25 protein-coding genes are annotated in these 23,171 nt (G+C 68.7%); 21 read left to right on the top strand and 4 right to left on the bottom strand.

Going from position 1 to position 23,171, the window contains the following annotated elements; genetic code table 11:
- Positions 1-16: 16 nt before the first annotated feature.
- Positions 17-1,099, top strand: a complete 1,083-nt coding sequence (locus tag BST44_RS13895; RefSeq protein ID WP_083177682.1) for an NAD(P)H-dependent amine dehydrogenase family protein — start codon at positions 17-19, stop codon at positions 1,097-1,099.
- A gap of 238 nt (positions 1,100-1,337) precedes the next feature.
- Here the strand turns inward: BST44_RS13895 and BST44_RS13905 are convergent, their stop codons facing one another.
- Positions 1,338-2,009: a hypothetical protein gene (locus BST44_RS13905; protein ID WP_083177683.1), complete on the bottom strand. Its 672-nt coding sequence runs from the start codon at positions 2,007-2,009 to the stop codon at positions 1,338-1,340.
- 78 nt (positions 2,010-2,087) lie between these two features.
- Here BST44_RS13905 and BST44_RS13910 point away from each other — a divergent pair, with 78 nt between their 5' ends.
- Genes BST44_RS13910 through BST44_RS13920 form a run of 3 tightly spaced genes read left to right on the top strand, consistent with a single transcriptional unit; the run spans position 2,088 to position 6,114 of the window.
- The gene (locus BST44_RS13910) at positions 2,088-3,593 is read left to right on the top strand and encodes a carboxylesterase/lipase family protein (protein ID WP_083177684.1); all 1,506 of its coding nucleotides are present in this window, start codon (positions 2,088-2,090) and stop codon (positions 3,591-3,593) included.
- Between the two features lie 17 nt (positions 3,594-3,610).
- Entirely contained in the window at positions 3,611-5,623 is a 2,013-nt protein-coding gene (locus tag BST44_RS13915) for a DUF7064 domain-containing protein (protein ID WP_083177719.1), read from the top strand.
- Positions 5,590-6,114: a gluconokinase gene (locus BST44_RS13920; protein ID WP_083177685.1), complete on the top strand. Its 525-nt coding sequence runs from the start codon at positions 5,590-5,592 to the stop codon at positions 6,112-6,114. The genes BST44_RS13915 and BST44_RS13920 overlap by 34 nt, the downstream gene beginning before the upstream one ends.
- A gap of 4 nt (positions 6,115-6,118) precedes the next feature.
- Here the strand turns inward: BST44_RS13920 and BST44_RS13925 are convergent, their stop codons facing one another.
- Positions 6,119-7,147, bottom strand: a complete 1,029-nt coding sequence (locus BST44_RS13925) for a DoxX family protein (RefSeq protein WP_083177686.1) — start codon at positions 7,145-7,147, stop codon at positions 6,119-6,121.
- Between the two features lie 95 nt (positions 7,148-7,242).
- On the opposite strand from BST44_RS13925, the gene pncA reads away from it, so the two are divergent.
- Together pncA and BST44_RS13935 are read left to right on the top strand one after the other, a co-directional pair.
- Entirely contained in the window at positions 7,243-7,803 is a 561-nt protein-coding gene (gene pncA / locus BST44_RS13930) for a pyrazinamidase PncA (protein WP_083177687.1), read from the top strand.
- Positions 7,803-8,603, top strand: a complete 801-nt coding sequence (locus BST44_RS13935) for a ketosteroid isomerase family protein (protein WP_083177688.1) — start codon at positions 7,803-7,805, stop codon at positions 8,601-8,603. The genes pncA and BST44_RS13935 overlap by 1 nt, the downstream gene beginning before the upstream one ends.
- A 5-nt stretch (positions 8,604-8,608) precedes the next feature.
- Here the strand turns inward: BST44_RS13935 and BST44_RS13940 are convergent, their stop codons facing one another.
- Positions 8,609-8,959, bottom strand: coding sequence for a DoxX family protein (locus BST44_RS13940; RefSeq protein WP_083177689.1), 351 nt, complete (start codon positions 8,957-8,959; stop codon positions 8,609-8,611).
- 165 nt (positions 8,960-9,124) lie between these two features.
- Between BST44_RS13940 and BST44_RS13945 the strand changes: the two genes are divergently transcribed.
- The 6 genes from BST44_RS13945 to BST44_RS13970 are packed head-to-tail and all read left to right on the top strand — an operon-like array spanning position 9,125 to position 15,236.
- The gene (locus BST44_RS13945; protein ID WP_083177690.1) at positions 9,125-10,093 is read left to right on the top strand and encodes a sigma-70 family RNA polymerase sigma factor; all 969 of its coding nucleotides are present in this window, start codon (positions 9,125-9,127) and stop codon (positions 10,091-10,093) included.
- On the top strand, positions 10,083-11,405 hold the full coding sequence (locus BST44_RS13950) for an ABC transporter substrate-binding protein (protein ID WP_083177691.1): 1,323 nt from the start codon (positions 10,083-10,085) through the stop codon (positions 11,403-11,405). Before BST44_RS13945 ends, BST44_RS13950 begins: the two co-directional genes overlap by 11 nt.
- Positions 11,402-12,343 carry a carbohydrate ABC transporter permease gene (locus tag BST44_RS13955; RefSeq protein ID WP_083177692.1) on the top strand — a complete coding sequence of 314 codons (942 nt, stop codon included), beginning with the start codon at positions 11,402-11,404 and terminating at the stop codon, positions 12,341-12,343. Before BST44_RS13950 ends, BST44_RS13955 begins: the two co-directional genes overlap by 4 nt.
- Complete coding sequence (locus BST44_RS13960; protein ID WP_083177693.1) at positions 12,330-13,172, top strand: carbohydrate ABC transporter permease; 843 nt, start codon at positions 12,330-12,332, stop codon at positions 13,170-13,172. The genes BST44_RS13955 and BST44_RS13960 overlap by 14 nt, the downstream gene beginning before the upstream one ends.
- 3 nt (positions 13,173-13,175) lie before the next feature.
- Positions 13,176-14,246, top strand: a complete 1,071-nt coding sequence (locus BST44_RS13965; protein ID WP_083177694.1) for an ABC transporter ATP-binding protein — start codon at positions 13,176-13,178, stop codon at positions 14,244-14,246.
- Between the two features lie 15 nt (positions 14,247-14,261).
- Complete coding sequence (locus BST44_RS13970) at positions 14,262-15,236, top strand: patatin-like phospholipase family protein (protein ID WP_142274491.1); 975 nt, start codon at positions 14,262-14,264, stop codon at positions 15,234-15,236.
- Between the two features lie 22 nt (positions 15,237-15,258).
- Here BST44_RS13970 and BST44_RS13975 read toward each other — a convergent pair whose 3' ends face one another.
- Complete coding sequence (locus tag BST44_RS13975) at positions 15,259-15,546, bottom strand: DUF3349 domain-containing protein (RefSeq protein WP_083177696.1); 288 nt, start codon at positions 15,544-15,546, stop codon at positions 15,259-15,261.
- A gap of 218 nt (positions 15,547-15,764) precedes the next feature.
- On the opposite strand from BST44_RS13975, the gene BST44_RS13980 reads away from it, so the two are divergent.
- The 9 genes from BST44_RS13980 to BST44_RS14020 all read left to right on the top strand — a co-directional run bounded on the left by BST44_RS13980 (position 15,765) and on the right by BST44_RS14020 (position 23,159).
- Positions 15,765-16,598 (top strand): DUF3097 domain-containing protein, encoded by an 834-nt coding sequence (locus BST44_RS13980; protein ID WP_083177697.1) that lies wholly within the window; start codon positions 15,765-15,767, stop codon positions 16,596-16,598.
- Between the two features lie 59 nt (positions 16,599-16,657).
- Positions 16,658-17,836, top strand: coding sequence for an iron uptake system protein EfeO (gene efeO / locus BST44_RS13985; protein ID WP_208619794.1), 1,179 nt, complete (start codon positions 16,658-16,660; stop codon positions 17,834-17,836).
- Entirely contained in the window at positions 17,833-19,110 is a 1,278-nt protein-coding gene (gene efeB / locus BST44_RS13990) for an iron uptake transporter deferrochelatase/peroxidase subunit (protein ID WP_083177698.1), read from the top strand. Before efeO ends, efeB begins: the two co-directional genes overlap by 4 nt.
- Before the next feature lie 159 nt (positions 19,111-19,269).
- Complete coding sequence (locus BST44_RS13995) at positions 19,270-19,794, top strand: OsmC family protein (protein ID WP_083177699.1); 525 nt, start codon at positions 19,270-19,272, stop codon at positions 19,792-19,794.
- 22 nt (positions 19,795-19,816) lie between these two features.
- Positions 19,817-20,293: a cyanase gene (cynS, locus tag BST44_RS14000; RefSeq protein ID WP_065445364.1), complete on the top strand. Its 477-nt coding sequence runs from the start codon at positions 19,817-19,819 to the stop codon at positions 20,291-20,293.
- Positions 20,290-21,357 (top strand): acyl-CoA dehydrogenase family protein, encoded by a 1,068-nt coding sequence (locus BST44_RS14005; RefSeq protein WP_083177700.1) that lies wholly within the window; start codon positions 20,290-20,292, stop codon positions 21,355-21,357. The genes cynS and BST44_RS14005 overlap by 4 nt, the downstream gene beginning before the upstream one ends.
- Positions 21,358-21,367: 10 nt before the next feature.
- A complete protein-coding gene (locus tag BST44_RS14010; protein WP_083177701.1) occupies positions 21,368-21,988 on the top strand; it encodes an RNA polymerase sigma factor in 621 nt (206 codons plus the stop codon).
- Entirely contained in the window at positions 21,985-22,254 is a 270-nt protein-coding gene (locus BST44_RS14015) for a hypothetical protein (protein ID WP_083177702.1), read from the top strand. Before BST44_RS14010 ends, BST44_RS14015 begins: the two co-directional genes overlap by 4 nt.
- Entirely contained in the window at positions 22,251-23,159 is a 909-nt protein-coding gene (locus tag BST44_RS14020; RefSeq protein ID WP_083177703.1) for a formate/nitrite transporter family protein, read from the top strand. The genes BST44_RS14015 and BST44_RS14020 overlap by 4 nt, the downstream gene beginning before the upstream one ends.
- The last annotated feature ends 12 nt before the right edge of the window (positions 23,160-23,171 follow it).

Consider the following 23,171-nt stretch of genomic DNA (forward strand, 5'->3'; position numbering starts at 1 on the left):
AAGAACGAGGGTAACCGTGCGCAGAGTCGTCCAATTCTCCACCGGGAACGTCGGGCGGCACTCGCTGCGGGCGATCATCGGTAGACCCGATCTCGAACTGGTCGGGGTGCACGCCGCAAGCGCGGAGAAGGTCGGCCAGGACGCGGCGCGGCTGTGTGGGCTGGACCAACCCACCGGGATCGTCGCCACCGACGACGTCGACGCCCTGGTCGCCCTCGGGGCCGACTGCGTGGTTTACACATCCCAGGGTGAGACGCGACCGATGGAAGCCATCGAGCAGATGGCCAAGTTCCTGGCGGCCGGTACCAATGTCGTTGGCACGTCGATGGTCTGGCTGGTCACCCCGCGCCACGCCGACGGTTGGCTGCGCGAGCCGTTGGAGCGTGCCTGTGCGGCCGGCAACACGTCGCTCTACGTCAACGGCATCGACCCCGGCTTCTCCGGGGATACGCTGGTCCACTCGGCGGTCAGCCTGACCACCCGCGTCTCTTCGATCACCGTGCAGGAGATCTTCGACTACGGAAACTATGACGACGCCGAGTTCACCGGTGCCGCAATGGGATTCGGTTCAGCACCGGATGACGACTCGCCGATGATGTTCCTGCCCGGGGTGATCGTGTCGATGTGGGGAGGTCAGGTCCGCAGCTTGGCGGACAACCTCGACATCAAGCTGGACGACGTGCGCCAACGAGTCGAACCGTGGTACACCCCGGAACGCATCGAGTGCGCGATGATGACGGTGGACCCCGGACGAATGGCCGCGGTGCGCTTCGCCACCGAGGGCGTGCGCGACGGCAAGCCGGTGATCACCCTCGAGCACGTCACCAGGCTCACCCACGCCGCGGCACCCGACTGGGAGTTCCCCCCCGACGGGCGTACCGGTGTGCACCGTGTCGTCGTGGAGGGCGAGCCCCGGGTGGAGATCAACACCCACGTTTCGCATCCGGTGCTGGATTCCACCGATGCCGGCTGCATCGCCACGGCGGGCCGCGCCGTCAATGCGATCGACTGGGTATGCCGCGCCCCGCAAGGACTCATCGGCGTGGAGGACATCCCGCTGTCCGCGACGATGCGCGGCCTGATGTGGGACGAGCAGTAGGGCTTACAGCGGCCAGCTGTTCGGCCCGACCACATAACGCAGCGTGCCCGGTTTCCGGAGAGATCTACACGGTCGGGGAGGGGCATGTCGCGCGGTTCTTCGTCGGCAGGACAACGGGTTTCTACGATCCGCCGCTGTCCATCGAAGGAGCGCGCGACCACCTCGACGAATTCGTGACGAAGCCGGCTACACGGCCCCGGGCGGGCGGCCGACGAGATGGGCGAACTGTTCGCGACCATCACGAACAGCTGAACGCCACGCCGACGCCGTCCGGTGCCGGCCCCGGCCGTAGGCAGCCGAACGGGTCGACGCCCGCGGGGCTCAGCCGCGCCGCCGATTGGTGGGCGTAGTTCACGCACGAGAGACCGGTTTGGTCGGCGCGGCAACGATAGTCGCCGAATGACAAGGAATCACCGGTCGCCAGTTCGGGACCGTTGCCGTTGACGAACGGACCCGGGTCGGCCCGCGAGGAACCCACCTGCAGGTTCACTCCGTCGAAGGTCACCCAGCCGCCCTGCCAGTCACCGTAGGACGTCGGGGGCGCGGGCGGCGGACTGGTCAGGTTCACCAGGCATAGCAGGGTGCCCGCCGCATGCTTGGAATCGGTCAGGCAGGAGACTTTGCCGGCTGCCGCCGTAAAGGCGATGTCATTACCGAGTGGTGTGGTCGCACCGTCGCGGATGGCGTCGTGAAAGTGGCCCGGATCCGCGGGTCGCCCCGCCTCGATCCACCCGACGACGTCGGACATCCCGGCCCCGGTCGCCGGCGGGGCCGAGGGGGCCGGCGCCTTGCCGCCCGATGAGGTTGCGGACGCGCCCGCGGACGTCTGAGTTTGCTGGGCCTGGCCGCCCAGGGTGTGCGAGCACCCGGCGACCAGTAACGACGCTGCGAGCAGCGCGGCGATCCGCATCCCGCCAGGCTAACCGCCATGCGGCGAAATAAGGCGCTGCGCGCGCGTTACGCCGGTGGTGTCGGCTACCGTCGGGTTATGCATCAGCGCACTGTCCGCGCACGCACGACCATTGGCACTGTGGAAGGCTTCACCCGCGACGGCGTCCACCGCTGGCGATCCGTCCCATACGCCCGGCCCCCCGTCGGACCCCTGCGCTTACGGGCCCCCCAGCCCGCACAGCCGTGGTCGGGCGTGCGGCACTGCCACGGATTCGCCAACTGCGCGCCCCAGCAGCGCCGCTACACCATGCTCGGAGTCGGTCGCTACCAGCCGATGGGGGAGGACTGCCTGACCCTCAACGTCGTCACCCCCGAGGCGCAGGCGGAAGCGCCGTTGCCCGTCATGGTCTTCATCCACGGCGGTGGCTACATCCTGGGCAGCTCGGCCACGCCGCTCTACGACGGCGCCGCCTTGGCGCGCCGCGGTTGCGTGTACGTGTCGGTGAACTACCGGCTCGGCGCATTGGGATGCCTGGACCTGTCGTCCCTTTCGACGCCGGATGTCACCATCGACAGCAACCTGTTCCTGCGCGACCTGGTGATGGCGTTGCGCTGGGTGAAGGACAACATCTCGGCGTTCGGCGGCGATCCGGACAACGTCACCATCTTCGGGGAGAGCGCCGGCGCGCACATCACCGCCACCCTGTTGGCCGTGCCCGCCGCCGAAGGACTGTTCGCCCGGGCCATTTCGGAGAGCCCGGCCTCCGGCATGGTTCGCTCCCCGGAGACCGCCGCGGAATTCGCGACCCGCTTCGCCGAACTGCTGGGCGCGCGCCCGCACGACGCCGCCGAGGCGCTGATGCGGGCGTCGGCGACGCAACTGGTGGACGCGCAACACCGGCTGATCGATCAGGGCATGGAGGACAGGTTGGGCGCTTTCCCGATCGGTCCGGTCGCCGGTGACGACGTCGTGCCCGTCGACCCCGTCGAGGCGATGCGCGGGGGCAGCGCGCACCGGGTGCCGCTGATCGTGGGCACCAACGCCGAAGAGGGCCGCCTGTTCACCCGGTTCCTCAAGATGTTGCCGACCAATGAAGCGATGATCGAGGAGCTGCTGGCCGACACGGAACCGGCTGCGCGTGAACGCATCACCGCCGCCTACCCGGATTACCCGGCGCCGTCGGCGTGCATCCAGCTCGGCGGTGACTTCGCCTTCGGCTCGGCGGCCTGGCAGATCGCCGAGGCCCACAGCGCGCACGCACCCACCTACCTCTACCGGTACGACTACGCGCCGCGCACGCTGCGCTGGTCGGGCCTCGGCGCGACGCATGCCACCGAGTTGCTGGCCGTCTTCGACGTCTACCGCACCCGCTTCGGTGCCCTGCTGACCGCCGCGGCGGACCGGCGCGCCGCGCTGCGCGTCAGCAACCAGGTGCAACGGCGGTGGCGGTCCTTCAGCCGCACCGGGGCCCCGGGCGACGACTGGCCCGCCTACACCACCGCCGACCGTGCCGTCATGGTCTTCGACCGCAAGAGCCGCGTCGAGTTCGATCCACATCCGCACCGCCGGATTGCCTGGGACGGCTTCTCCCTGGCGCGGTGACCTGGCACGCTGACCTCATGCATGCCGAGACCGAACAAGTCATCGAACGCCCCGAAGATCTCACCGCCGCGTGGCTGGCCACGGCGATCGGCGCGGGACCGATCGCCGAGTTTGACGTCGAGCGCATCGGGACCGGGCAGATGAGCGAGTGCTACCGGGTCCGGCTGCGTTACGCCGACGGTGCGGCGGGCCCGGCCGGGCCCGAGTCGGTCGTGCTCAAGGTGGCGGCCACCGACCCGGTGAGCCGGCAAACGGGGCTGGCCCTGGGCCTCTACGAGCGGGAGGTGCGGTTTTACGGGGACATCGCGCCACGCCTGGGTGGCCCGATAGCGCCGTGCTACCACGCCGCCGTCGACACCGCGACGGGTGTGTTCGATCTACTGCTCGGCGACGCCGGGCCGGCGGTCGTCGGGGACGAAATCGCAGGCGCGACAGCCGATCAGGCGCAGCTGTGTGTCGTGGAGCTGGGGCGTCTGCACGGCCCGCTGCTGGGCGACCCCACACTGGCCGAGGCGCCGTGGCTGAACCGTGAGTCGCCGCTCAACCAGGGGATGATCACCCCGCTGTACGCCGGGTTCGTCGACCGCTACGGAGACCAGATCGCGCCGGAGCACCGCATGGTGTGCGAACGGCTCGTCGCGTCCTTCGACGGGTACCTGGCGGCCGAGTCGGCGCCCGACCGCATCCAGGGCCTGATGCACGGCGACTACCGGCTGGACAACCTGCTGTTCGGCACCGCCGGGGCCGAACGTCCGTTGACGGTCGTTGACTGGCAGACGGTTTCGTGGGGCCCGGCGCTGACCGACCTCGCGTATTTCCTGGGCTGTGCGCTGCCGACACCGGACCGCCGGGAGCACTACGACGCGTTGCTGCGGGCCTACCACGAGGCGCTGGGGCCGGCGGCTCCCCTCACGCTCGCCGAGGTCGCCGAAGGGGTTCGCCGCCAAAGCTTTTTCGGCGTGATGATGGCGATCGTGTCCTCGATGCTGGTGGAGCGCACCGAGCGGGGCGACCGGATGTTCATGACCATGCTGCAGCGGCACTGCGACCACGTGCTCGACACGGACGCGCTGGCGACCCTGCCCGTCGCGCAGACGCCGGAACCGTTGCGGCCCACCGAGGAGGACGAACACGCGCACGCTCCGACCGACGAACCGCTCTGGAGCGAGAGCTGGTACGCCGACTTCGCCGATGTGGCACAGGGATTGGGCGGCTGGTTTCGTCTCGGTTTGATCGCCAACGAACACAAGGCATGGGTGCACGCGCTGCTGTGCGGCCCCGGCATGGCGACGGTGGCCGTCGACGCGCAAGTGCCGCTGCCTGCCGACCCGTGGGAGGTGCGTGGCGATTCCTTGGAGCTCGGCCATTGCGCCACCACGCCGCTACGGGCCTACCGCGTGGACCTGCGTGCGCGCGCCCAGGCCTATCCCGATCCGTCCGCGCTGCTGCGGGGCGAGCCGGGCACGCCCGTCGAGATGACGATGAACCTGGTGTGGGCGACCGACGGCGCCCCGTACAAATACCGCGTGACGACGCGTTACGAGGTCCCGTGCACCGTCTCGGGCACCGTCACCGTCGACGACGCCGCCTACCGACTCGAGTCGGTCCCCGGCCAGCGCGACCACTCCTGGGGTGTGCGCGACTGGTGGAGCATGGACTGGATGTGGAGTGCGCTGCATCTCGACGACGGCACCCACCTGCACGGCGTGAACATCCGGATTCCCGGCGCACCGGCCTTCAGCATCGGCTACAGCCAGGACGCCGGTGGAGCCGTCACCGACCTGCAAACCGTGGAATCGCGAGAAACTTTCGGCGCCAACGGGTTACCGCAAACCGCCAGCGTAACGCTGAACCCGGGCGACGTCATCGCGGACGTCGACGTCCGCGGCCACGCACCGGTCCGGCTCACCGCTGCCGACGGCCGGGTGAGCCAGTTCCCGCGGGCCTGGGCAACCGTCACGACGGCCGACGGCCGCGGCGGGGTCGGCTGGCTGGAATGGAACCGCAACCTCGGCGAACGGTCCGAGTGAGGCCACCGGCGCCCGTCGTCGTGATGGGCGTCTCGGGGTCGGGCAAGTCGACCGTGGGGATGAGACTCGCGCAACGCTTAGGGGTTCCGTTCGTCGACGCCGACACCCTGCATCCGCCGGCGAACATCGCCAAGATGGCTTCGGGGGAACCGCTCGACGACGACGATCGCCGCCCCTGGCTCGACCGGGTCGGCGAGTGGTTGGCCGGCCACCGCGGCGGCGGCGTGGTGAGTTGTTCGGCGCTCAAACGCGCCTACCGCGACCGGTTGCGCGCCCACTGCCCGCAAGTCCGGTTTCTGCACCTGGCCGGCCCGCCGGCGCTCATCGGCGGGCGGCTGGCCGTCCGGACCGATCACTTCATGCCGGCCGCACTACTGAGCTCGCAGTTCGACGCGCTGGAACCCCTCGGCGCCGACGAGGCCGGCGTTACCCTCAGCGTCGACCAGGGCGTCGACGCGATCGTCGAAGGCTATTTACGGGCCGGCGCCTGAACCGTCAGGCCAGCTTGCGACGCCCGGTCTTGACCTGCTCACCCAGGCGCTCGCGCGCGGTGTCCGCCAGGTAGCCGCCGCGAGCGCGGGCCGTGTCGGCGAGGTAGGTGCCCCGCGCCCGCGCGGTGTCGGCGAAGTCCTCGCCGCGATCCAGGGCGGTGCTCGCCAATTCTTCGCCGCGTTTGCGGGCTTTCTTGGCCAGCTTCTCGCTGCGCTTACGCGCCTTCTCGGCCAGCGGCGCGGCCCAGTCGGCGGCTTCGTCCGCCAGTTCCTCGCCGCGCTTGCGCGCCTTCTTGGCCAGCGGCGCGGCTCGTTCGGCCGCCTCTTCGGCGAGTTCTTCGCCGCGCTTGCGCGCCTTTTTGGCCAGCGGCTTGCCCCGATCGGCCGCCGTGCTGGCGAATTCCCGCCCGCGTTCGAGCGCTGCCTCGGCGTACGGTGCGCCTCGCTCGGCGGCGGTGCTGGCCAGTTCGCGACCGCGTTCCGCGCCGATCTGCAGGCCATGGACGAGCTTTTCGCCGAACTCCGAGAAGTCCGTGTCGAAGCCGTCGTCGGAGCCGGGCAGCGTCGACGACACCCGCTCGGAGAGCCGCTCGGCCGCGCGGCGGCCCCGCCACCCCAGCGACGGCTTGCCCGCGGTGTCGGCCGACGCGATCAACAACCCGCCCACCAGGCTGAGGTCGGTGAGGAATTGCTGGCGCTTCTGCGCTTTGGCCTGCGGGTCGCTTTCGTTCCAGAATGAGTGCGCCCCGAGGTTGGCCGGCAACACCGTGAACGCGAGCGCGGCCGACGCGACGCGCGGCAGCTTGCCGGTGGCCAGCAACAGGCCGCCGCCGATCTGTACGGCGGCGGTGATTTGCGCGAACGTCTCGGGGTCGCTCGGAATGTTGCCGCTCACCGAATTCGGTAGCGCCTGCAAACCGTCCACCGCGGGAGCGGCCGCGGCCGCCGCAGATTTCGGGTTGAGCAGGGAATTGACTCCTTGGCCGATGAAAGCCACTGAAAGCAACGGGCGCGCGATTCTGCGGATGACCATGGCCCGTGTATTACCCGACTGGTTGGCGAACAAACCGCCCCGGCCATAAGCCCAGCTGGCCGACCCGCCGTTGCGGCGCGGATAAGGTGAGACCCGTGAGGGCGTTGATCATCGTCGACGTGCAAAACGACTTCTGCGAGGGAGGCTCGCTGCCGGTGCCCGGCGGCGCCGCCGTGGCCCGTGCCGTCAACGACTATCTGACCGGCGAGCCGGGTTACCGGCATGTCGTAGCAACTCAGGACTTCCACATCCAACCGGGCGACCACTTCTCCGACCGTCCGGATTATTCGTCGTCATGGCCCCCGCACTGCGTCGCCGGCAGCCCCGGCGCGGACTTCCGTCCGGAGCTGGACACCAACCGGATCGAGGCGGTCTTCCGCAAGGGCGCCTACGCCGCGGCGTACAGCGGTTTCGAGGGCGTCGACCAGGACCGGACCCCACTCCTGGAATGGTTGCAGCGGCGCGGGGTCGACGAGGTCGACGTGGTCGGCGTCGCCACCGAGCACTGCGTCCGGCGGACCGCCGAGGACGCCGCACGGGCGGGCCTGTCCACCCGGGTGCTGGTCGGCCTGACCGCGGCCCTCGGGCCGGATTCGGCCGCCGATGCGCTGGCCGCGATGCGGTCGGCGGGCGTCGAGCTGGTCGGACAAAACTGATGGGGGTGGCGCCGGATCGCGAACAGCTCCTCGCCGCCGTCGAGCGCTCGCCGCAGGCGGCCGCCGCCCACGACCGCGCCGGATGGGTGGGGCTGTTCGCGGGAGACGGTCGCGTCGAGGACCCGGTCGGGTCGCGGCCGCACGTCGGGCACCAACAGATCGGCCGTTTCTATGACACCTTCATCGGCCCGCGCGACATCACGTTTCACCGCGACCTCGATATCGTCCTCGGCGCCGTGGTGCTGCGCGACCTCGAGCTCGAGGTGGCGATGGGTTCGGCGGTCACCATGTTCATTCCGGCGTTCCTGCGCTACGACCTGCGAGAGGTCAACGGGGAGTGGCGCATTGGCCGCCTGCGCGCCTATTGGGAGCTGCCCGCGATGATGCTGCAGTTCCTGCGGACCGGATCACGCGCGCTGTCACCCGGCCTGCAACTGTCGCGCGGTCTGTTGAGCAACCAGCGGCTGCTCGGCACGGCCGGCTTCCTGACGGGGTTCCGGCGGGTGGGTACGCGGCATCAGCAGTTCGTGCGGGCGTTTTTGGGCGCCGCCGGGCGAGGAGATCGCGCCGCCGCCGTGCGTGCGCTATCGCCAAGCGCCACAATCACTCTCGGTGACGACGACGCGCTCGACCTGGCTGAACTCGTCGACCAGCTGGACGGTGCCCGCGTCATAAAGGTGATCGGCGCGGGCCCCACGGTGACCGTCGCGGTCAACTCCGACCACGGGCGCGGGGTCCTGTTCGCCGACATGGCCCGCAAGGGCGACGCCATCGACCGGATCCGGTACTTCCCCGGCTGACCCGGTCAACGCAGCATCAGCAGCGCCAGTGACGCCGCCGACAGGCACAGGTACGCCCCGGGAAACGCGATGTTGTACAGGACGTGAGCCCGCAGGTGCGTGACGACGGCGCCGACGAAGAACAACACCAGGCCGGCGGCGGCCGCGATCCCCACGGCGGGCGGGCCCACCAGGCCCACGATCAGGCCGGCCGCGCCGGCCAGCTTGACCGCCCCCAGCGCCGGCAACCACGAACGGGGCACCCCCACCTCGGCCGAGTTCGCCAGGACGAACCCCGCCGGGATCAGGTCGGCGACGGCGATCCCGGCGGTGATCGAGGCGGTAATCAGCGTGATCACCAGGTATGCGGCGTTCATCGGCGGCAAACCCTTGCCGGGCAGCCGTTTTTGCGGCGAGCCGAATGGTCGGCGCGCGCGCCGCGGCGCACAATCGATAAGGTCATGGTGCTGGTCTCCTTTGCGACAGAGAGCTCGACGGATGCGGTCATCTTCTTGACGGCTCCAGTGCGGAGAAGGTGACCCATGAGCGCCCCGAACGATCTGACCGATCTCGCGCAGCGTTTCCAGGCGGACCGGCGGCACCTGAGATCCGTCGCGTTCCAGCTGCTGGGCTCGGCGGCCGACGCCGACGACGCGGTGCAGTCGGCGTGGCTGAAGGCCAGCCGCGCGGAATTCGGCGCGGTCGAAAACCTGACCGGCTGGTTCACCACCATCACCGCCCGCGAAGCCATCGACCAGCTCCGCGCCCGCAAGAGGCGCGCCGAGGAACCGCTGGCCGCGACGGACGAGCTGGACCGGCTGGCCGCGACGGCGTCCGCCCCGGCGGACGAGGAAACGTTGCTGACCGAGTCGGTCAGCAACGCGTTGCTGGTCGTGCTCGACCGCCTCTCACCCGCGCAGCGCGTCGCCTTCGTGCTGCACGACGTGTTCGCGCTGCCGTTCGAGGAGATCGCCGGCCTGCTGGATCGGTCGCCGGTCGCCGCGAAGAAGCTGGCGAGCCGGGCGCGCGGACGCCTGCAGGCCCGACCGGACGGCGAACCCGAGCGCGCGGCCAAACACCTCGAGATCGTGGACGCGTTTCTCGCGGCGTCCCGTGGCGGTGACATCGCCGGTCTGCTCGAGCTGCTGGCCCCGGACGTGGTGCGCACGGTCGATCGGGCGCTGGTGCCCGACGACGTGCAGACCGAGCTGCGCGGGGCCCGGCGCGTCGCGGAGGAGACCCGCCGGTTCCCTCAGCGTGCGCGCGCCGGCGCGGTCATGCTCATCGACGGGGCGCCGGGCATCGTGATCGCGCCGAGAGGACGCGCCCAGGTCCTGTTGCTGATCACCGTCGGCGGCGACGACCGCATCCACGCGATCGACATCACCGCAGACCCCAGCCGCATCCACCGGGCCACCCTGGCGCTCCCGAGCATCGGGTATCAGGGACCTCAGGCACCGCCGGCCGGCCGGTCGGCGCCGCGGCGGGAACGGAAGCGCCATGCTGGATAAGCCGTTCGGGCGGCGCGGCCTGCTGCGCGGCGTCGGCGCGCTCACCGCGGCGTCGTTGGCGCCGTGGACCGTCGGATGCGCCCCCGACGAGGACGCGCTGACGTTCTTCTTCGCGGCCAACCCCGACGAACGCGATGCCAGAATGCGCATCGTCGACGAGTTCATGCGCCGCCACCCCGACATCAAAGTTCGCCCCGTGCTTGCGGCTCCCGGCGTCATGCAGCAGTTGTCGACGTTCTGCGCCGGCGGCAGGTGCCCGGACGTGTTGATGGCGTGGGATCTGACGTACGCCGAGCTGGCCGCGCGGGGCGTCCTCCTCGACCTCAACACGATGCTGTCCGGCGACCCCGCCTTCGCCGCCGAACTCAAGTCCGACGGCATCGGGGCGTTGTACGACAGCTTCACCTTCAACGGAGGCCAGTACGCCCTCCCGGAACAATGGTCGGGAAATTTCCTGTTCTACAACACGCGGCTGTTCGCCGAGGCCGGGGTGCCGGCCCCGCCCCGAACCTGGGAGCAGCCGTGGACTTTCACCGAATTCTCCAGCACGGCGGCCGCGCTCACCAAGCGCCATCGCTCCGGGCGGGCGACGCAGTGGGGCTTCGTGAACATGTGGTTTTCCTACTACTCGGCCGGGTTGTTCGCCATGAACAACGGGGTGCCGTGGTCCACCCCGCTGAAGAACCCGACACACTTCAACTTCGACAATGACGCCTTCATCGAGGCGGTGCAGTTCTATGCCGACCTGGCCAACAAGCACAAGGTCGCACCGAATGCGTCCGAGGTGCAATCGATGTCCACGCCAGACCTGTTCGCGGGCGGCAAAGCGGCGATGGCGATGGGTGGGCACTGGCGGTATCAGACCTTCATCCGGGCCGACGGCCTGGATTTCGATGTCACCGCGCTGCCGGTCGGGCCGCGCCGGCAGGGACAGCCCGCCCATTCCGACATCGGTTCCACCGGACTGGCGATCTCAGCGAGCAGTCAGCGCAAGGAGCAGGCCTGGGAATTCGTGAAATTCGCGACGGGGCCCGTCGGGCAGGCGCTGATCGGTGAATCCAGCCTCTTTGTGCCTGTGCTGCAATCCGCGCTCAACTCGGCCGAATTCGCCAACGCCCACCGCAACGTCGGCAACCTCGCGGTGCTCACGCAAGGGCCGGCGTATTCCGAAGGGCTGCCGGTGACCCCCGCGTGGGAGAAGATCGTCGCCTTGATGGACCGCAGCTTCGGGCCGGTGCTTCGCGGATCGCGGCCCGCGACGTCGCTGACCGGTCTGTCGCCCGCCATCGACGAGGTGTTGCGCACAACATGACATCGGCCGACACCGCAATCCGCGATCACGCCAACGGCGGACGTCCGTGGCGGCGGCGGGCGTGGGCCGGGCGCCTGTTCGTGGCGCCGAACCTGGTGGCCGTCGCGGTCTTCATGTTGTTTCCGCTCGGGTTCTCGCTGTACATGAGCTTTCAGCGATGGGACGTGTTCCGGCCGCCGACGTTCGTGGGGGTGCGAAACTTCCGCGAGCTGTTCACGTCGGACCCGCTCTTTCTGATCGCCATCGGCAACACCGTCGTCTTCACCCTCGGAACGGTCGTGCCGACCATCGTCGTCAGCCTCGTCGTCGCCGGCGTGCTGAACCGAAAGGTCAGGGGCATCGGCATTTTCCGCACGATCGTCTTTCTGCCGCTGGCCATCTCGTCGGTGGTGATGGCGGTCGTGTGGCAGTTCGTCTTCAACACGGACAGCGGCCTGCTCAACATGATGCTGGGCTGGGTCGGAATCGGTCCGGTCCCGTGGCTGGTGGAACCGCGATGGGCCATGACCTCGCTGTGCATCGTCAGCGTATGGCGCAGCGTTCCGTTCGCCACCGTCATCCTGCTCGCGGCGATGCAGGGGGTTCCTGAGACCGTCTACGAGGCGGCCCGCATCGACGGGGCGGGCGAGGTACGGCAGTTCATGTCCATCACGGTGCCGCTGATCCGCGGGTCGATATCGTTCGTGGGCGTGATCTCGATCATCCACGCGTTCCAGGCTTTTGACCTGGTCTACGTCCTCAACGGCGCGAACGGCGGGCCCGAAACCGCCACGTATGTCCTAGGCATCATGCTGTTCCAGCACGCGTTCTCCTTCCTGGAGTTCGGGTACGCGTCCGCGCTGGCATGGGTGATGTTCGCCATCTTGCTGGGTCTGACCGTGATGCAGCTGCGGATCACTCGGCAGCGATCCTGGGAGACGTCGCGTGGGCTCAGCTGAGCGGTTGTTCAGGCGTCACGTCGTGCGCGGCGTGCTGGTCTACACCGCGCTGATCGGCATTGCCTGGTGCTGGCTGTTTCCCATCGCCTGGGCGGTGTTGGGCTCGTTGAAGAAGGAAGGCGAGATCATCGAACCCAGGCTCTGGCCCGCGCACCCGCGGTGGTCCAACTACACCGAGGTGTTCTCGTTGATGCCCTTCGCGCGGATGTTCTTCAACACCGTGCTGTACGCCGGGTGCGTGACCGCCGGGCAGGTCTTCTTTTGCTCGCTGGCCGGATATGCGTTCGCGCGGCTGCATTTTCGCGGTCGCGACACGCTGTTCGTGCTATACCTGGGCACGTTGATGGTGCCGCTGACCGTGACCGTGATCCCGCAGTTCATCTTGATGCGAACCGTCGGATGGGTCGACACCCCATGGTCGATGATCGTGCCGGGCCTGTTCGGCAGTGCGTTCGGCACCTACCTGATGCGCCAGTTCTTCAGGACGCTGCCGACCGACCTGGAGGAGGCGGCGATACTCGACGGGTGTTCGCCCTGGCAGATCTATTGGCGAGTCTTGCTGCCCCATGCCCGTCCCGCGGTGATGGTGCTGGCCGTACTCACCTGGGTCAACGTCTGGAACGACTTCCTGTGGCCGCTGCTGATGCTGCAGCGCAACAGCCTGGCCACGCTGACGCTCGGCCTGGTACGGCTTCGTGGCGAGTATGTCGCCCGCTGGCCGATCATCATGGCCGCGTCGATATTGATCATGCTGCCGTTGGTCGTCATCTACGCGATCGCGCAGCGGTCCTTCGTCCGGGGGATCGCCGTCACGGGACTCAACGGGTAAGTCATGGCATCGGTCACGTTCGAGCAAGCGACGCGGCGCTACGCCGGAGCGGATCGCCCGGCCCTGGACAGCCTCGACCTGGACGTCGGGGATGGCGAATTCGTCGTGCTGGTTGGTCCCTCCGGCTGCGGCAAGACGACCTCGCTGCGGATGGTGGCTGGCCTGGAAACGCTGGACTCCGGGCGGATTTGGATCGGCGACCGCGACGTCACCCGCGTCGACCCCAAGGACCGCGACGTCGCGATGGTCTTCCAGAATTACGCGCTGTACCCGCACATGACGGTCGCGCAGAACATGGGCTTCGCCCTGAAGATCGCCAAGACGCCCAAGGCGGAGATTCGCGACCGCGTCCTGGACGCGGCGAAACTGCTAGACCTGCAACCATACCTGGACCGCAAGCCCAAGGACCTCTCCGGTGGACAGCGCCAACGGGTGGCGATGGGGCGCGCCATCGTGCGGCGCCCACGGGTCTTCCTGATGGACGAGCCGCTGTCGAATCTGGACGCCAAGCTGCGCGTGCAGACCCGCAACCAGATCGCCGCTCTGCAGCGACGGCTCGGCACCACCACCGTCTACGTCACCCACGACCAAGTCGAGGCGATGACCATGGGTGATCGAGTCGCGGTGCTGCGCGACGGTGTGCTGCAACAGTTCGCGGCGCCGCGCGAGCTGTACCGCAACCCGGTGAACGTCTTCGTCGCAGGTTTCATCGGGTCGCCCGCGATGAACCTGTTCACCCTGCCGGTCGTCGATTCCGCTGTGTCCTTGGGGGATTGGCCCATCCCGCTCCCGCGGGAGCTCGCCGGCTCCGCGGGCGAAGTCGTCGTGGGGGTCCGCCCCGAGCATTTCGAACTGGGCGGTCTCGGGGTCGAGATGGAGGTCGACGTGGTCGAGGAGCTGGGGGCGGACGCCTACCTCTACGGCCGGATCACCGGCTCGGGCAAGGTGATCGACCAGCCCGTCGTGGCGCGCGCCGACGGGCGGCGACCTCCGCAAAAGGGCAGCCGCGTGCGCTTGCACCCCGAGCCGGGACATCTGCACTTCTTCGGTGTGGACGGCAGACGAATCCCTTGAGGCGGTAAGGCTATGGTGGCGAACGTGAGCGCATCCCGCGCCGATCTGGTCTGTGAAGGCGGCGGGGTCCGGGGTGTCGGGCTGGTCGGCGCGGTCGACGCGCTGTCGGCGGCGGGCTACCGGTTTCCGCGCGTCGCGGGCAGCAGCGCAGGCTCGGTGGTGGCGTCGCTGGTCGCGGCGCTGCAGGTCGCGGGTGAACCGCTCGGCCGGCTCGCGGAGATCATGCGGTCCATCGACTACCGGAAGTTCCTGGACCGCAATCTGATCGGTCGGGTGCCGCTGATCGGTGGGGGACTGTCGCTGCTGGTGTCGGACGGGGTCTACCGCGGCGCCTACCTCGAGCGACTGCTCGCGGGCCTGCTCGCGGACCTGGGCGTGCGGACGTTCGGTGACTTGCGCACCGGCGAGGAGCCGGACCAGTTCGCCTGGTCGCTCGTGGTGACGGCCAGTGACCTGTCCCGACGCCGGCTGGTGCGCATCCCCTGGGACCTCGGTTCCTACGGCATCGATCCCGACGACTTCCCGGTGGCCCGCGCCGTGCACGCCTCGTCGGCCATTCCGTATGTGTTCGAGCCCGTCCGGGTGGGCAGCGCCACGTGGGTCGACGGCGGCCTGCTCTCCGACTTCCCGGTGGAATTGTTCGACCGGCCGGGCGGCGAACCGCGGTGGCCGACGTTCGGGATCCGGCTGTCCGCGCGTCCCGGCATCCCGCCCACCCATCCGGTCCACGGCCCGGTCTCGTTGGGCATCGCCGCCATCGAGACACTGGTGAGCAATCAGGACAACGCGTACATCGACGATCCGTGCACCGTTCGGCGCACTATCTTCGTGCCCGCCGAAGGCGTCAGCCCGATCGATTTCGACATCACCGCCGAGCAGCGCGACGGCCTCTATCAACGCGGATTGCAGGCGGGCCAGGAGTTCCTGCGCACCTGGAGCTACCCGGACTACCTTGCGGCGTGCGGCGGCCCGGCGAAAGAGGCGCCGTGAGAATCGGATTCCGCGGGGACGCTTATCCGCGCGCGCACCGGATCTCGTGAAGGCGAACCTCGACGCGCTCCACGTCGGCCGGCAACGGCAAGTGGTTGGTGACGCGGGTGATCTCCACACCGATGTCAACGGGGCTGATCGGCCAGAATTGGCGCCGCATGAGTTTGCTTGCGATGGCGCTGATCTCGTCGTCGCAAAGTCGCCGGCGAGCAAGGGCGGCCAGGGGTGCATATCCGGTGGTCGGCATGCCGGTCGGGTAGCCGGCGCGCACGAAAGCCACAATGCTCGACACCCAAAGTGCCAGGTCCATAGTCCCACCTCGCTCACCGCCGCGATGTACGAATGAGCGGCAGTCCTAGGAGTAGCAACGTACCATCGGTAACGTCATCAGCTCAGTAACGCCACACAGTTAAAACACATTTTTTACCCGTCGGTGTCGCGCGGGCGGCGGGAGCGATCTTCACCACGATGCCCCCGAGCGGGCGCGCCGTAACCGCGTTTGGCCGCAAGGCTTTCTAGTATTGCCGCGTGGTTGATCGCTATGGAACCGATGTCCTTGCCGCGGGCCGGCGCAAGCCCCGCTCGACCGAGCACCCCGCCGAGCTCGGCCTGGTGGTCGAGGACGCGCAGACCGGCTACGTCGGTGCGGTGGTCAGGGTCGAGTACGGGCGCGTCGACCTGGAAGACCGGCGCGGCCACGTTCGCGGGTTCCCTTTGGGCCCTGGCTATTTGCTCGAGGGCCGGCCGGTGATCCTCACCGCACCGCGCCGCGCGGCGCCGGCGGCCCCCGTGCGGACGGCGTCCGGTTCGGTTGCGGTGCCGGGGGCCCGTGCCCGGGTGGCCCGCGCCAGCCGGATCTACGTCGAGGGCCGCCACGACGCCGAACTCGTCGCGCAGGTGTGGGGCGAGGACCTGCGCATCGAGGGCGTCGTCGTCGAGTATCTCGGCGGCGTGAACGATCTGGCCGACATCGTGGCCGAGTTCGCCCCGGCCCCCGGCCGCCGGCTCGGTGTGCTGGTCGATCACCTGGTCGCCGGCTCGAAAGAGGCGCGGATCGCCGACGCGGTGCGGCGGGGGCCGGGCGGCTCGGACACGCTGGTGGTCGGTCACCCCTACGTCGACATCTGGCAGGCGGTGAAACCCGAGCGGCTGGGCCTGACGGCCTGGCCGGACGTACCGCGGCACGTCGAATGGAAACACGGCGCATGCCGGGCGCTCGGCCTACCGCATGCCAATCAGGCGGACGTCGCGCGGGCCTGGCGCCGCATCCGCTCGCGCGTGCGCGACTGGAACGACCTCGAGCCGGCGCTGATCGGCCGCGTCGAGGAACTCATCGACTTCGTGACCCAGCCGGCGCCGTGACCGACCGGCGTCAGGCCGGGAGGCGACGCTGTCGTGGATTGCGATTCGCGACAGGATGTTTGGTGGTCGTCGCGGCGACCGCTTGCGGTCCGTCGGGGGCAGACCGGAGCCGCGCGGAAGCCGGGCGGCCCGGCGGGGCGAACGCGGTGAAGGTGACCCTGGCCAACCGCGACGGCAAAGACGCCTGCGCGCTGGATCACGCGAACCTGGCCGCCGGCCCGGTGACGTTCACGGTCGCCAACGCGAACGCACCCGGGATCAGTGAAGTCGAGTTGCTCAGGGGCGAGCGAATCGTCGGCGAGAAGGAGGACCTCGCTCCCGGGCTGGACCCCGTGTCGTTCACCGTGACTCTCGACGGCGGGTCGTATCAACTGTATTGCCCCGGCGCCAGCAGCGAATACCAGACGCTGACGGTAACGGGCCGGGCCGCCGTGGGGCCGACGGGCAGCGTCGCGGACGCCCTCAACCAGGGCACCAAGGACTACGCGGCCTACATCGTCCAGCAAATCGGTCAACTCGGGGACGGGGTCAGGGCGCTCGACGCTGCCGTGCAGGCGGGCAATGTCGAGGCCGCGAAGGTCGCCTACGCCAAAGCGCGGCCATCCTGGGAGCATTCGGAGTCCGCGGTCGAGGGGTTCGTCCTGGTGGGCTTCGCGCCCGGCGACAACGCGGGAAACCTCGACTATCTGATCGACATGCGAGAGTCCACACCCGTCGACGCGAAGGTCGGATGGAAGGGTTTCCACGCCATCGAACGCGACCTCTGGCAGGGCGGAACGATCACGCCCGCCACGTTGGCTCTCAGCTCCGAGTTGGTCGGCAACGTCGTCAAGTTGACCGCCATCGTCGCCCTCCTGCACTACCGGCCCGAGGACTTGGCCAACGGCGCCAGCGACCTGATCGAAGAGATCCAGAACACGAAGATCACCGGGGAGGAGGAGGCCTTCAGTCACCTCGACCTGGTCGACTTCTCGGGCAACGTCGAAGGCGCGCAGCAGGCCTTCGCGTCGCTGCGGCCGGGCCTGGAGAAGATCGACGGCAATCTGGTCAAACAGATCGATCAGCAATTCCGCGCGGTGCTGGCCACTCTCGACGGATACCGCGACCCGTCCATACTGGGCGGCTTCTCGCGTTACACGCCGGCGCTGAAGGCCACCGACGCGCCGAAGCTGACGGCGGTCATCCAGCCGCTGCACCAGAGCCTGTCGGCCGTCGCCCAGAAAGTATCCGCGGGGTGACCGTGACCGGCGACACCACCGAACCCGGCGAAGCCAGAGCGGTTTCGCGCCGGCGGATGCTCGGCGGCGCCGCGTTGGCCGGGCTCACCGGGACCGCGGTCGGCGGCTTCGCGGGCCACGCGCTGGCGGCGGGACAAAAGGGCGAGGATGACGACGACGTCGACCTGCGTCGCAGCTATCCGTTCTACGGCCAGGCCCATCAGGGTGGAATCGCCACCCCGCCACAGCGTTACGCCATGTTCATGTCCTTCTCGCTGGCGGGTGACGCGGCCCGTACCGAGCTGCAGATCCTGCTGGCGCGCTGGTCGGCGGCGGCCGCGATGCTGCAGCGGGGGAAGCCCGTGGGCACCGTCGAGCCGCGAGTCGAGGTCCAGCCTCCGACCGACACGGGGGAGGCCTACGGGCTGAGCCCCGCCAGCCTCACCGTCACCATCGGGTTGGGCCCGTCGCTGTTCGGCGATCGGTTCGGGCTCGCCCGCCGCCGACCCGCCGCGTTCACCGACCTGCCCCCGCTCAACGGGGACAACCTGGACTCACGCCTGCGCGGCGGCGACTTCTCCGTGCAAGCCTGCGCCGACGACCCGCAGGTCTGCTATCACGCCGTGCGGAACCTGGCCCGCCTGGGCCGAGACATCGTCTCGCCGTCCTGGGCGGTGCTGGGATTCGGCCGGGCGTCGTCGGGTCCGGGCCAGCACACCCCGAGAAACTTGCTGGGATTCAAGGACGGAACCCGCAACATCGTCACGGACGCGGAGTACGACCGATTCGTCTGGGTCGCCGGCGGGGAGCAGCCGTGGATGACCGGCGGGACCTATCAGGTGGTGCGCAAGATCCGCATGCTGCTCGAGACATGGGATGTCGACCGCATCGGCAACCAGCAGCGGATCTTTGGCCGCACCAAAGAAGAGGGGGCGCCGCTGAGCGGCAAGCGCGAATTCGACACCCCGGACTTCGCCGCCAAGAGCGCCGACGGCAGTCCGCTCATCGACCCGATGTCACACGTCGGCCTGGCGGCCCGGGAGAACAACGGCGGCATCATGATCCGGCGGCGGTCCTACAACTACACCGACGGCCTCGATTCCAACGGCCGGCTCAACGCCGGCCTGCTGTTCATCTCGTATCAAAAAGATCCGCAAGATTTTATCCGGCTGCAGAATCGCCTGGGCGCCCACGACTTGCTCAACGAATACATTCGCCACATCGGCTCAGCAATCTTCGCGGTGCCGCCCGCGCCCGCCGAGGGCCACTACATCGCCCAAAGCCTTTTCGGCTAGGCAAATCTCCCCGAAAGCCGCCGCGTGACGACGCCGCGTTTCGGCTGTGTGATGTTTCGTGTCGTCCAGGTAAAACAATCAGACCCCGCGTCACACATCGGTGGCCGCCGAGCACTAACTCCGTGACGCCGAAAAATCAGCGAATACGGAGGAGATCACATGACCGACGCGCTCGTCATCGACGCCGAAGGCCTCGACAAGCTGTCGTGTAACGCCCGGGCCAACCCGGAGACCGGCAAGAAGACGTTGAAAGCCAGGACGGTGTGCGAGACCGGGTTCCGCAACATGACCTACGTCCGCGACCTGGCGCCGATGCTGGTGGGCGAGCCGCCCGCGCTGCTCGGCGACGACTCGGCGCCCAACCCCTCCGAGACGGCCCTCGCGGCGTTGGGTTCGTGCGTGTCGGTTGGCCTGCTGGCGAACGCGACCCACCGCGGCGTGACGCTGACGAAGATCGAGGTGGAGATGGAAGGCGACATCGACATCTCCGCGGTGTGGGGCGTGGGTGACACCCCGGAGGGAAAGCGCCTGGGCTTCAGCGCGGTCCGCTGCAAGGTGACGCTGGCCGGGGACGCCGACGACGCGACGCTCAAGGAGATCCACGACAACGCGATCGCCTGGTCACCGGTGGTGAACACGTTCCGCAACCCGGTCAGTGTCGACTCGACGCTGTGCACCGGATAGGTATCGAGACGGGAAGACCGCTGTGGCAACTACATTGACGAAGAAGGAGCTCGGCGGGGTGGTCAGGCTGGCCCGCGCCGAGCGGGGATTGAGCTGGGCGAAGATCGCCGCATCGATCGGCAAGGACCCGGTATGGACGGTCGCGGCGCTGCTCGGGCAGCATCCGCTCTCGGCCGCCGACGCGGCGACAGTCGCATCGCTCCTTGACCTCGACGACGAGGCGGTGGCGGTGCTGCAAATGATGCCGTATCGGGGTTCCGATGCGACCATGGCGACAGACCCGACGATCTACCGGTTCCATGAGGCACTGGCCGTCTACGGCCCGGCGATCAAGGAGCTCATCCACGAGGAATTCGGCGACGGCATCATGAGCGCGATCAACTTTCAGCTGAGCGTGCAGCGGCGCCCGGACCCCGGAGGCGACAGAGTGGTCGTCACATTCGACGGCAAGTTCCTCGACTACGCGTGGAAGCACTCGACCCAGGAGGTATCGGGATGACGGCGACGATGGATTCGGCGGCCGGCCAGATGGATGTCGAATTGTTGGAAGACATCCGGGCCCATGCCGGGGTGCTGGACCGCGGCGAGCAGCAGTCGCGGCGCAGTTTCGCCGCATTCGGGGCGGCCGGCCTGCTCGGCGTGGGCGCCCCCGCCAACGCCGACGGCAGGCTCCCCGAGATGGCCGAGGTGATCCGGTTGATCTCCGGGGAATGCATGAGCACCGGGTTCTCGTTGTGGGCCCACCGGATGGCGGTCGAGTATCTGCTCACGGCGGCAACGCCTTTCAGCATCGCCGCGGCCCAGCCGCTGCTTTCCGGAACCACGCTGGGGGTCACCGGCATGGCGTCGGCGTTCAAGGAGGCGGCGGGCTGCGGAAGTCTGGAGCTGAAGGCCACACCGGTCGAAGGCGGCTACGCGGTGTCCGGGCCCATCCGGTGGGCGAGCAACCTCTACCCCGACTCGACCCTGGTGACCGCGGTGCGCACCGAGGCGGGCGAAAGGCTGATCGTAGCCTTGCCGCTGAACACCCCGGGGGTGCGGGTGGGCGATCACTTCGACCTGCTGGCGATGGGTAGCACGGCCTCGTCGTACCTGAACCTGACCGCCGCCCACGTTCCCCCGGAGCAGGTGCTGTCACGCGACTTCGAGGGCTATCTGCAGGCCGTCCGCCCCACGTTTCTGGTCTTGCAATCCGCGATGTGCCTGGGGCTCACCAGGACCGCGGTGGCGCAGGCCAAAACCGGCCTCAGCGGGGTGAACTCGGTTTTCAGCGCCCAGGTCGACCATGTCGCGGAAAGGCTCACCGCCGCGGAAGCGACTTTGGCGGAGTTGGCCGCGGCGGTGGGAGGGGAGCGGTCGCCCAGCAAGAAGGAGCTGTTGTCGCTGCGCCTTACTGCCGCCGAATTATCCAGTGCCGGAGCGGATCTGGAAATCCGGACCGCCGGCGGCAAGGGGTATGCGAGCAGGACAGCGGCGAGTCGCCGCTATCGGGAGGCGGCGTTCATCCCCGTCCAGTCCCCGTCCGAGGGGCAACTGCGCTGGGAACTGGCCGCATGCGCGTGAGCGCGAGACGATGGTGACCCCGGTGGCGGTGCCGCCGGGGGGCACCGAATCCGAACCCCTGGTCGGCGGCATTCCGCTGGCCGAGCTGGTCCGCGACTTCCACCGTCCGATGGTCAACTTCGCCCGCACCATGGTCGATTCGGCGACGGTCGCCGAAGAGGCGGTGCAGGAGGCCTGGTTGCAGGTTCTGCAGTCCGCGCACTCATTCGAGGGACGTTCCTCGATCGGCACCTGGCTGTTCGGGATCGTCAAGAACACGGCCTCGCGGCACCGGCGCCGCGAATCCCGCATCCGCGACCACGAGGTGCTGTCGGCGGACGATGTCGACCCCCTGGCGGGCCGCATGCATCCCGCCGGCCATCCGGACGCGGGGCACTGGAGCGTTCCGCCGTCGCGGCGCTTCCTGCCCGAGGACCATACCGTCGAGAACGAGCTGATCGGGTATGTGCGCACGGCGCTGCACGGGCTGCCCGAGCGGCAACGGCAACTGGTCATCCTGCGCGACATCGTCGGCACCTCGGCCGAAGAGGCCGCCGAACTTCTCGAACTGACCGCCGAAGGGCAGCGGGCGCTGCTCTACCGCGCGCGGGGAAATCTTCGCAACGAATTGGAAAAGCGGTATCGCCGATGACCGTCCACGACAACACCGTTCCGGCGATCGACTGCGTCGACTTCGTCCGCCTCGTCGACGAACTCGTCGACTCCCACCCCCGGCACTGGGGCCCGATCGTCGCCAAGCATCTCGACGAGTGCCCCCCGTGCCTGACCTACCTGCAGCAAATGGTCGACCTCAAGATCTTGCTCAGCCACGTCTTCGAGGGTGAGCGGCTCACCGAGGAGCACATCGTCGGGGTCATGAATGCGATCAACGCTTTACGGAAAGGCGAACACCGATGACGATCAACGCGCAGGCGCCGCACCTGGAACGCGAAACGCCGACGCCCGACGTCGCCTCTCCCGCCGGCGTCACGACTGACGCCGCCGCCGACGACCCGTTCGAGCCGCTCAGCGTGGGCGCGATGGTCGACCGCGTGGCCGCCATGGCCGTGGAGAAAACCCTCCACCCGTGGGCGTTCCTCGTGCGCTCGCTGGTCGGCGGTGTGATGGTCGCGTTCGGGGCGCTGCTGGCGTTGATGGTGAGCACCGGCGTCAAGACCCCCGGTGTCGCAAGCCTGTTGATGGGTCTGGCGTTCGGGATGTCCTTCGTTCTGATTCTGGTGTCCGGCATGTCGCTGATCACCGCCGACATGGCCGCGGGGTTTCTCGCCGTCCTCAACCGCACGATGAAGGTCGGCGGCTACGCCTTTCTGGTCGGCGTCGGTCTGTTCGGCAACATCCTGGGGGCGCTGGTGTTCGTCACCGTCTGCGGCGCCGCGGGAGGCCCCTACCTGGGCGCCTTCGCCGAGCGGGCGGCTGCCGTGGCCGCGCAGAAGGCCGGCCAGCCATTCTGGACCGCCGTGCTGCTTGCCGTGGTGTGCACCTGGTTCCTGCAGACCTCGATGTGCATGTTCTTCAAGGCGCGCAGCGACGTCGCCCGGATGACGTTCGCGTTCTACGGGCCGTTCGCGTTCGTGATCGGCGGAACCCAGCACGTGATCGCCAACGTCGGCTTCCTCGGTCTCCCCTTGCTGCTCAACCTGTTTCATCCGGCCGCGCCGCGCGGCGGGATCAGTTGGGGCGTCGGCGAACACGGCTTGCTCACCAACCTCGGGGTCACCACTTTGGGGAACCTGATCGGCGGCACACTGTTCGTGGCGTTGCCGTTCTGGGTGATCGCGCAGTTGCAGCGCCGTCGCGTCTAACCGGTGGGTGAC

This window comes from Mycobacterium scrofulaceum, from assembly GCF_002086735.1.
GTDB classification, from domain to species: Bacteria; Actinomycetota; Actinomycetes; order Mycobacteriales; family Mycobacteriaceae; genus Mycobacterium; species Mycobacterium scrofulaceum.

Coding starts and splice junctions, on each gene's coding strand:
- BST44_RS13905 (WP_083177683.1), bottom strand. CDS start 2,009: ATGCGGATCGCCGCGCTGCTCGCAGCGTCGTTACTGGTCGCCGGGTGC.
- BST44_RS13955 (WP_083177692.1), top strand. CDS start 11,402: ATGACATCGGCCGACACCGCAATCCGCGATCACGCCAACGGCGGACGT.
- BST44_RS14005 (WP_083177700.1), top strand. CDS start 20,290: ATGACGGCGACGATGGATTCGGCGGCCGGCCAGATGGATGTCGAATTG.
- BST44_RS13920 (WP_083177685.1), top strand. CDS start 5,590: ATGGAACCGCAACCTCGGCGAACGGTCCGAGTGAGGCCACCGGCGCCC.
- BST44_RS13945 (WP_083177690.1), top strand. CDS start 9,125: ATGAGCGCCCCGAACGATCTGACCGATCTCGCGCAGCGTTTCCAGGCG.
- BST44_RS13910 (WP_083177684.1), top strand. CDS start 2,088: ATGCATCAGCGCACTGTCCGCGCACGCACGACCATTGGCACTGTGGAA.
- BST44_RS14015 (WP_083177702.1), top strand. CDS start 21,985: ATGACCGTCCACGACAACACCGTTCCGGCGATCGACTGCGTCGACTTC.
- BST44_RS14010 (WP_083177701.1), top strand. CDS start 21,368: ATGGTGACCCCGGTGGCGGTGCCGCCGGGGGGCACCGAATCCGAACCC.
- BST44_RS13940 (WP_083177689.1), bottom strand. CDS start 8,959: ATGAACGCCGCATACCTGGTGATCACGCTGATTACCGCCTCGATCACC.
- BST44_RS13995 (WP_083177699.1), top strand. CDS start 19,270: ATGACCGACGCGCTCGTCATCGACGCCGAAGGCCTCGACAAGCTGTCG.
- BST44_RS13965 (WP_083177694.1), top strand. CDS start 13,176: ATGGCATCGGTCACGTTCGAGCAAGCGACGCGGCGCTACGCCGGAGCG.
- BST44_RS13935 (WP_083177688.1), top strand. CDS start 7,803: ATGGGGGTGGCGCCGGATCGCGAACAGCTCCTCGCCGCCGTCGAGCGC.
- BST44_RS13950 (WP_083177691.1), top strand. CDS start 10,083: ATGCTGGATAAGCCGTTCGGGCGGCGCGGCCTGCTGCGCGGCGTCGGC.
- BST44_RS13975 (WP_083177696.1), bottom strand. CDS start 15,546: ATGGACCTGGCACTTTGGGTGTCGAGCATTGTGGCTTTCGTGCGCGCC.
- BST44_RS13925 (WP_083177686.1), bottom strand. CDS start 7,147: ATGGTCATCCGCAGAATCGCGCGCCCGTTGCTTTCAGTGGCTTTCATC.
- BST44_RS14020 (WP_083177703.1), top strand. CDS start 22,251: ATGACGATCAACGCGCAGGCGCCGCACCTGGAACGCGAAACGCCGACG.
- BST44_RS13915 (WP_083177719.1), top strand. CDS start 3,611: ATGCATGCCGAGACCGAACAAGTCATCGAACGCCCCGAAGATCTCACC.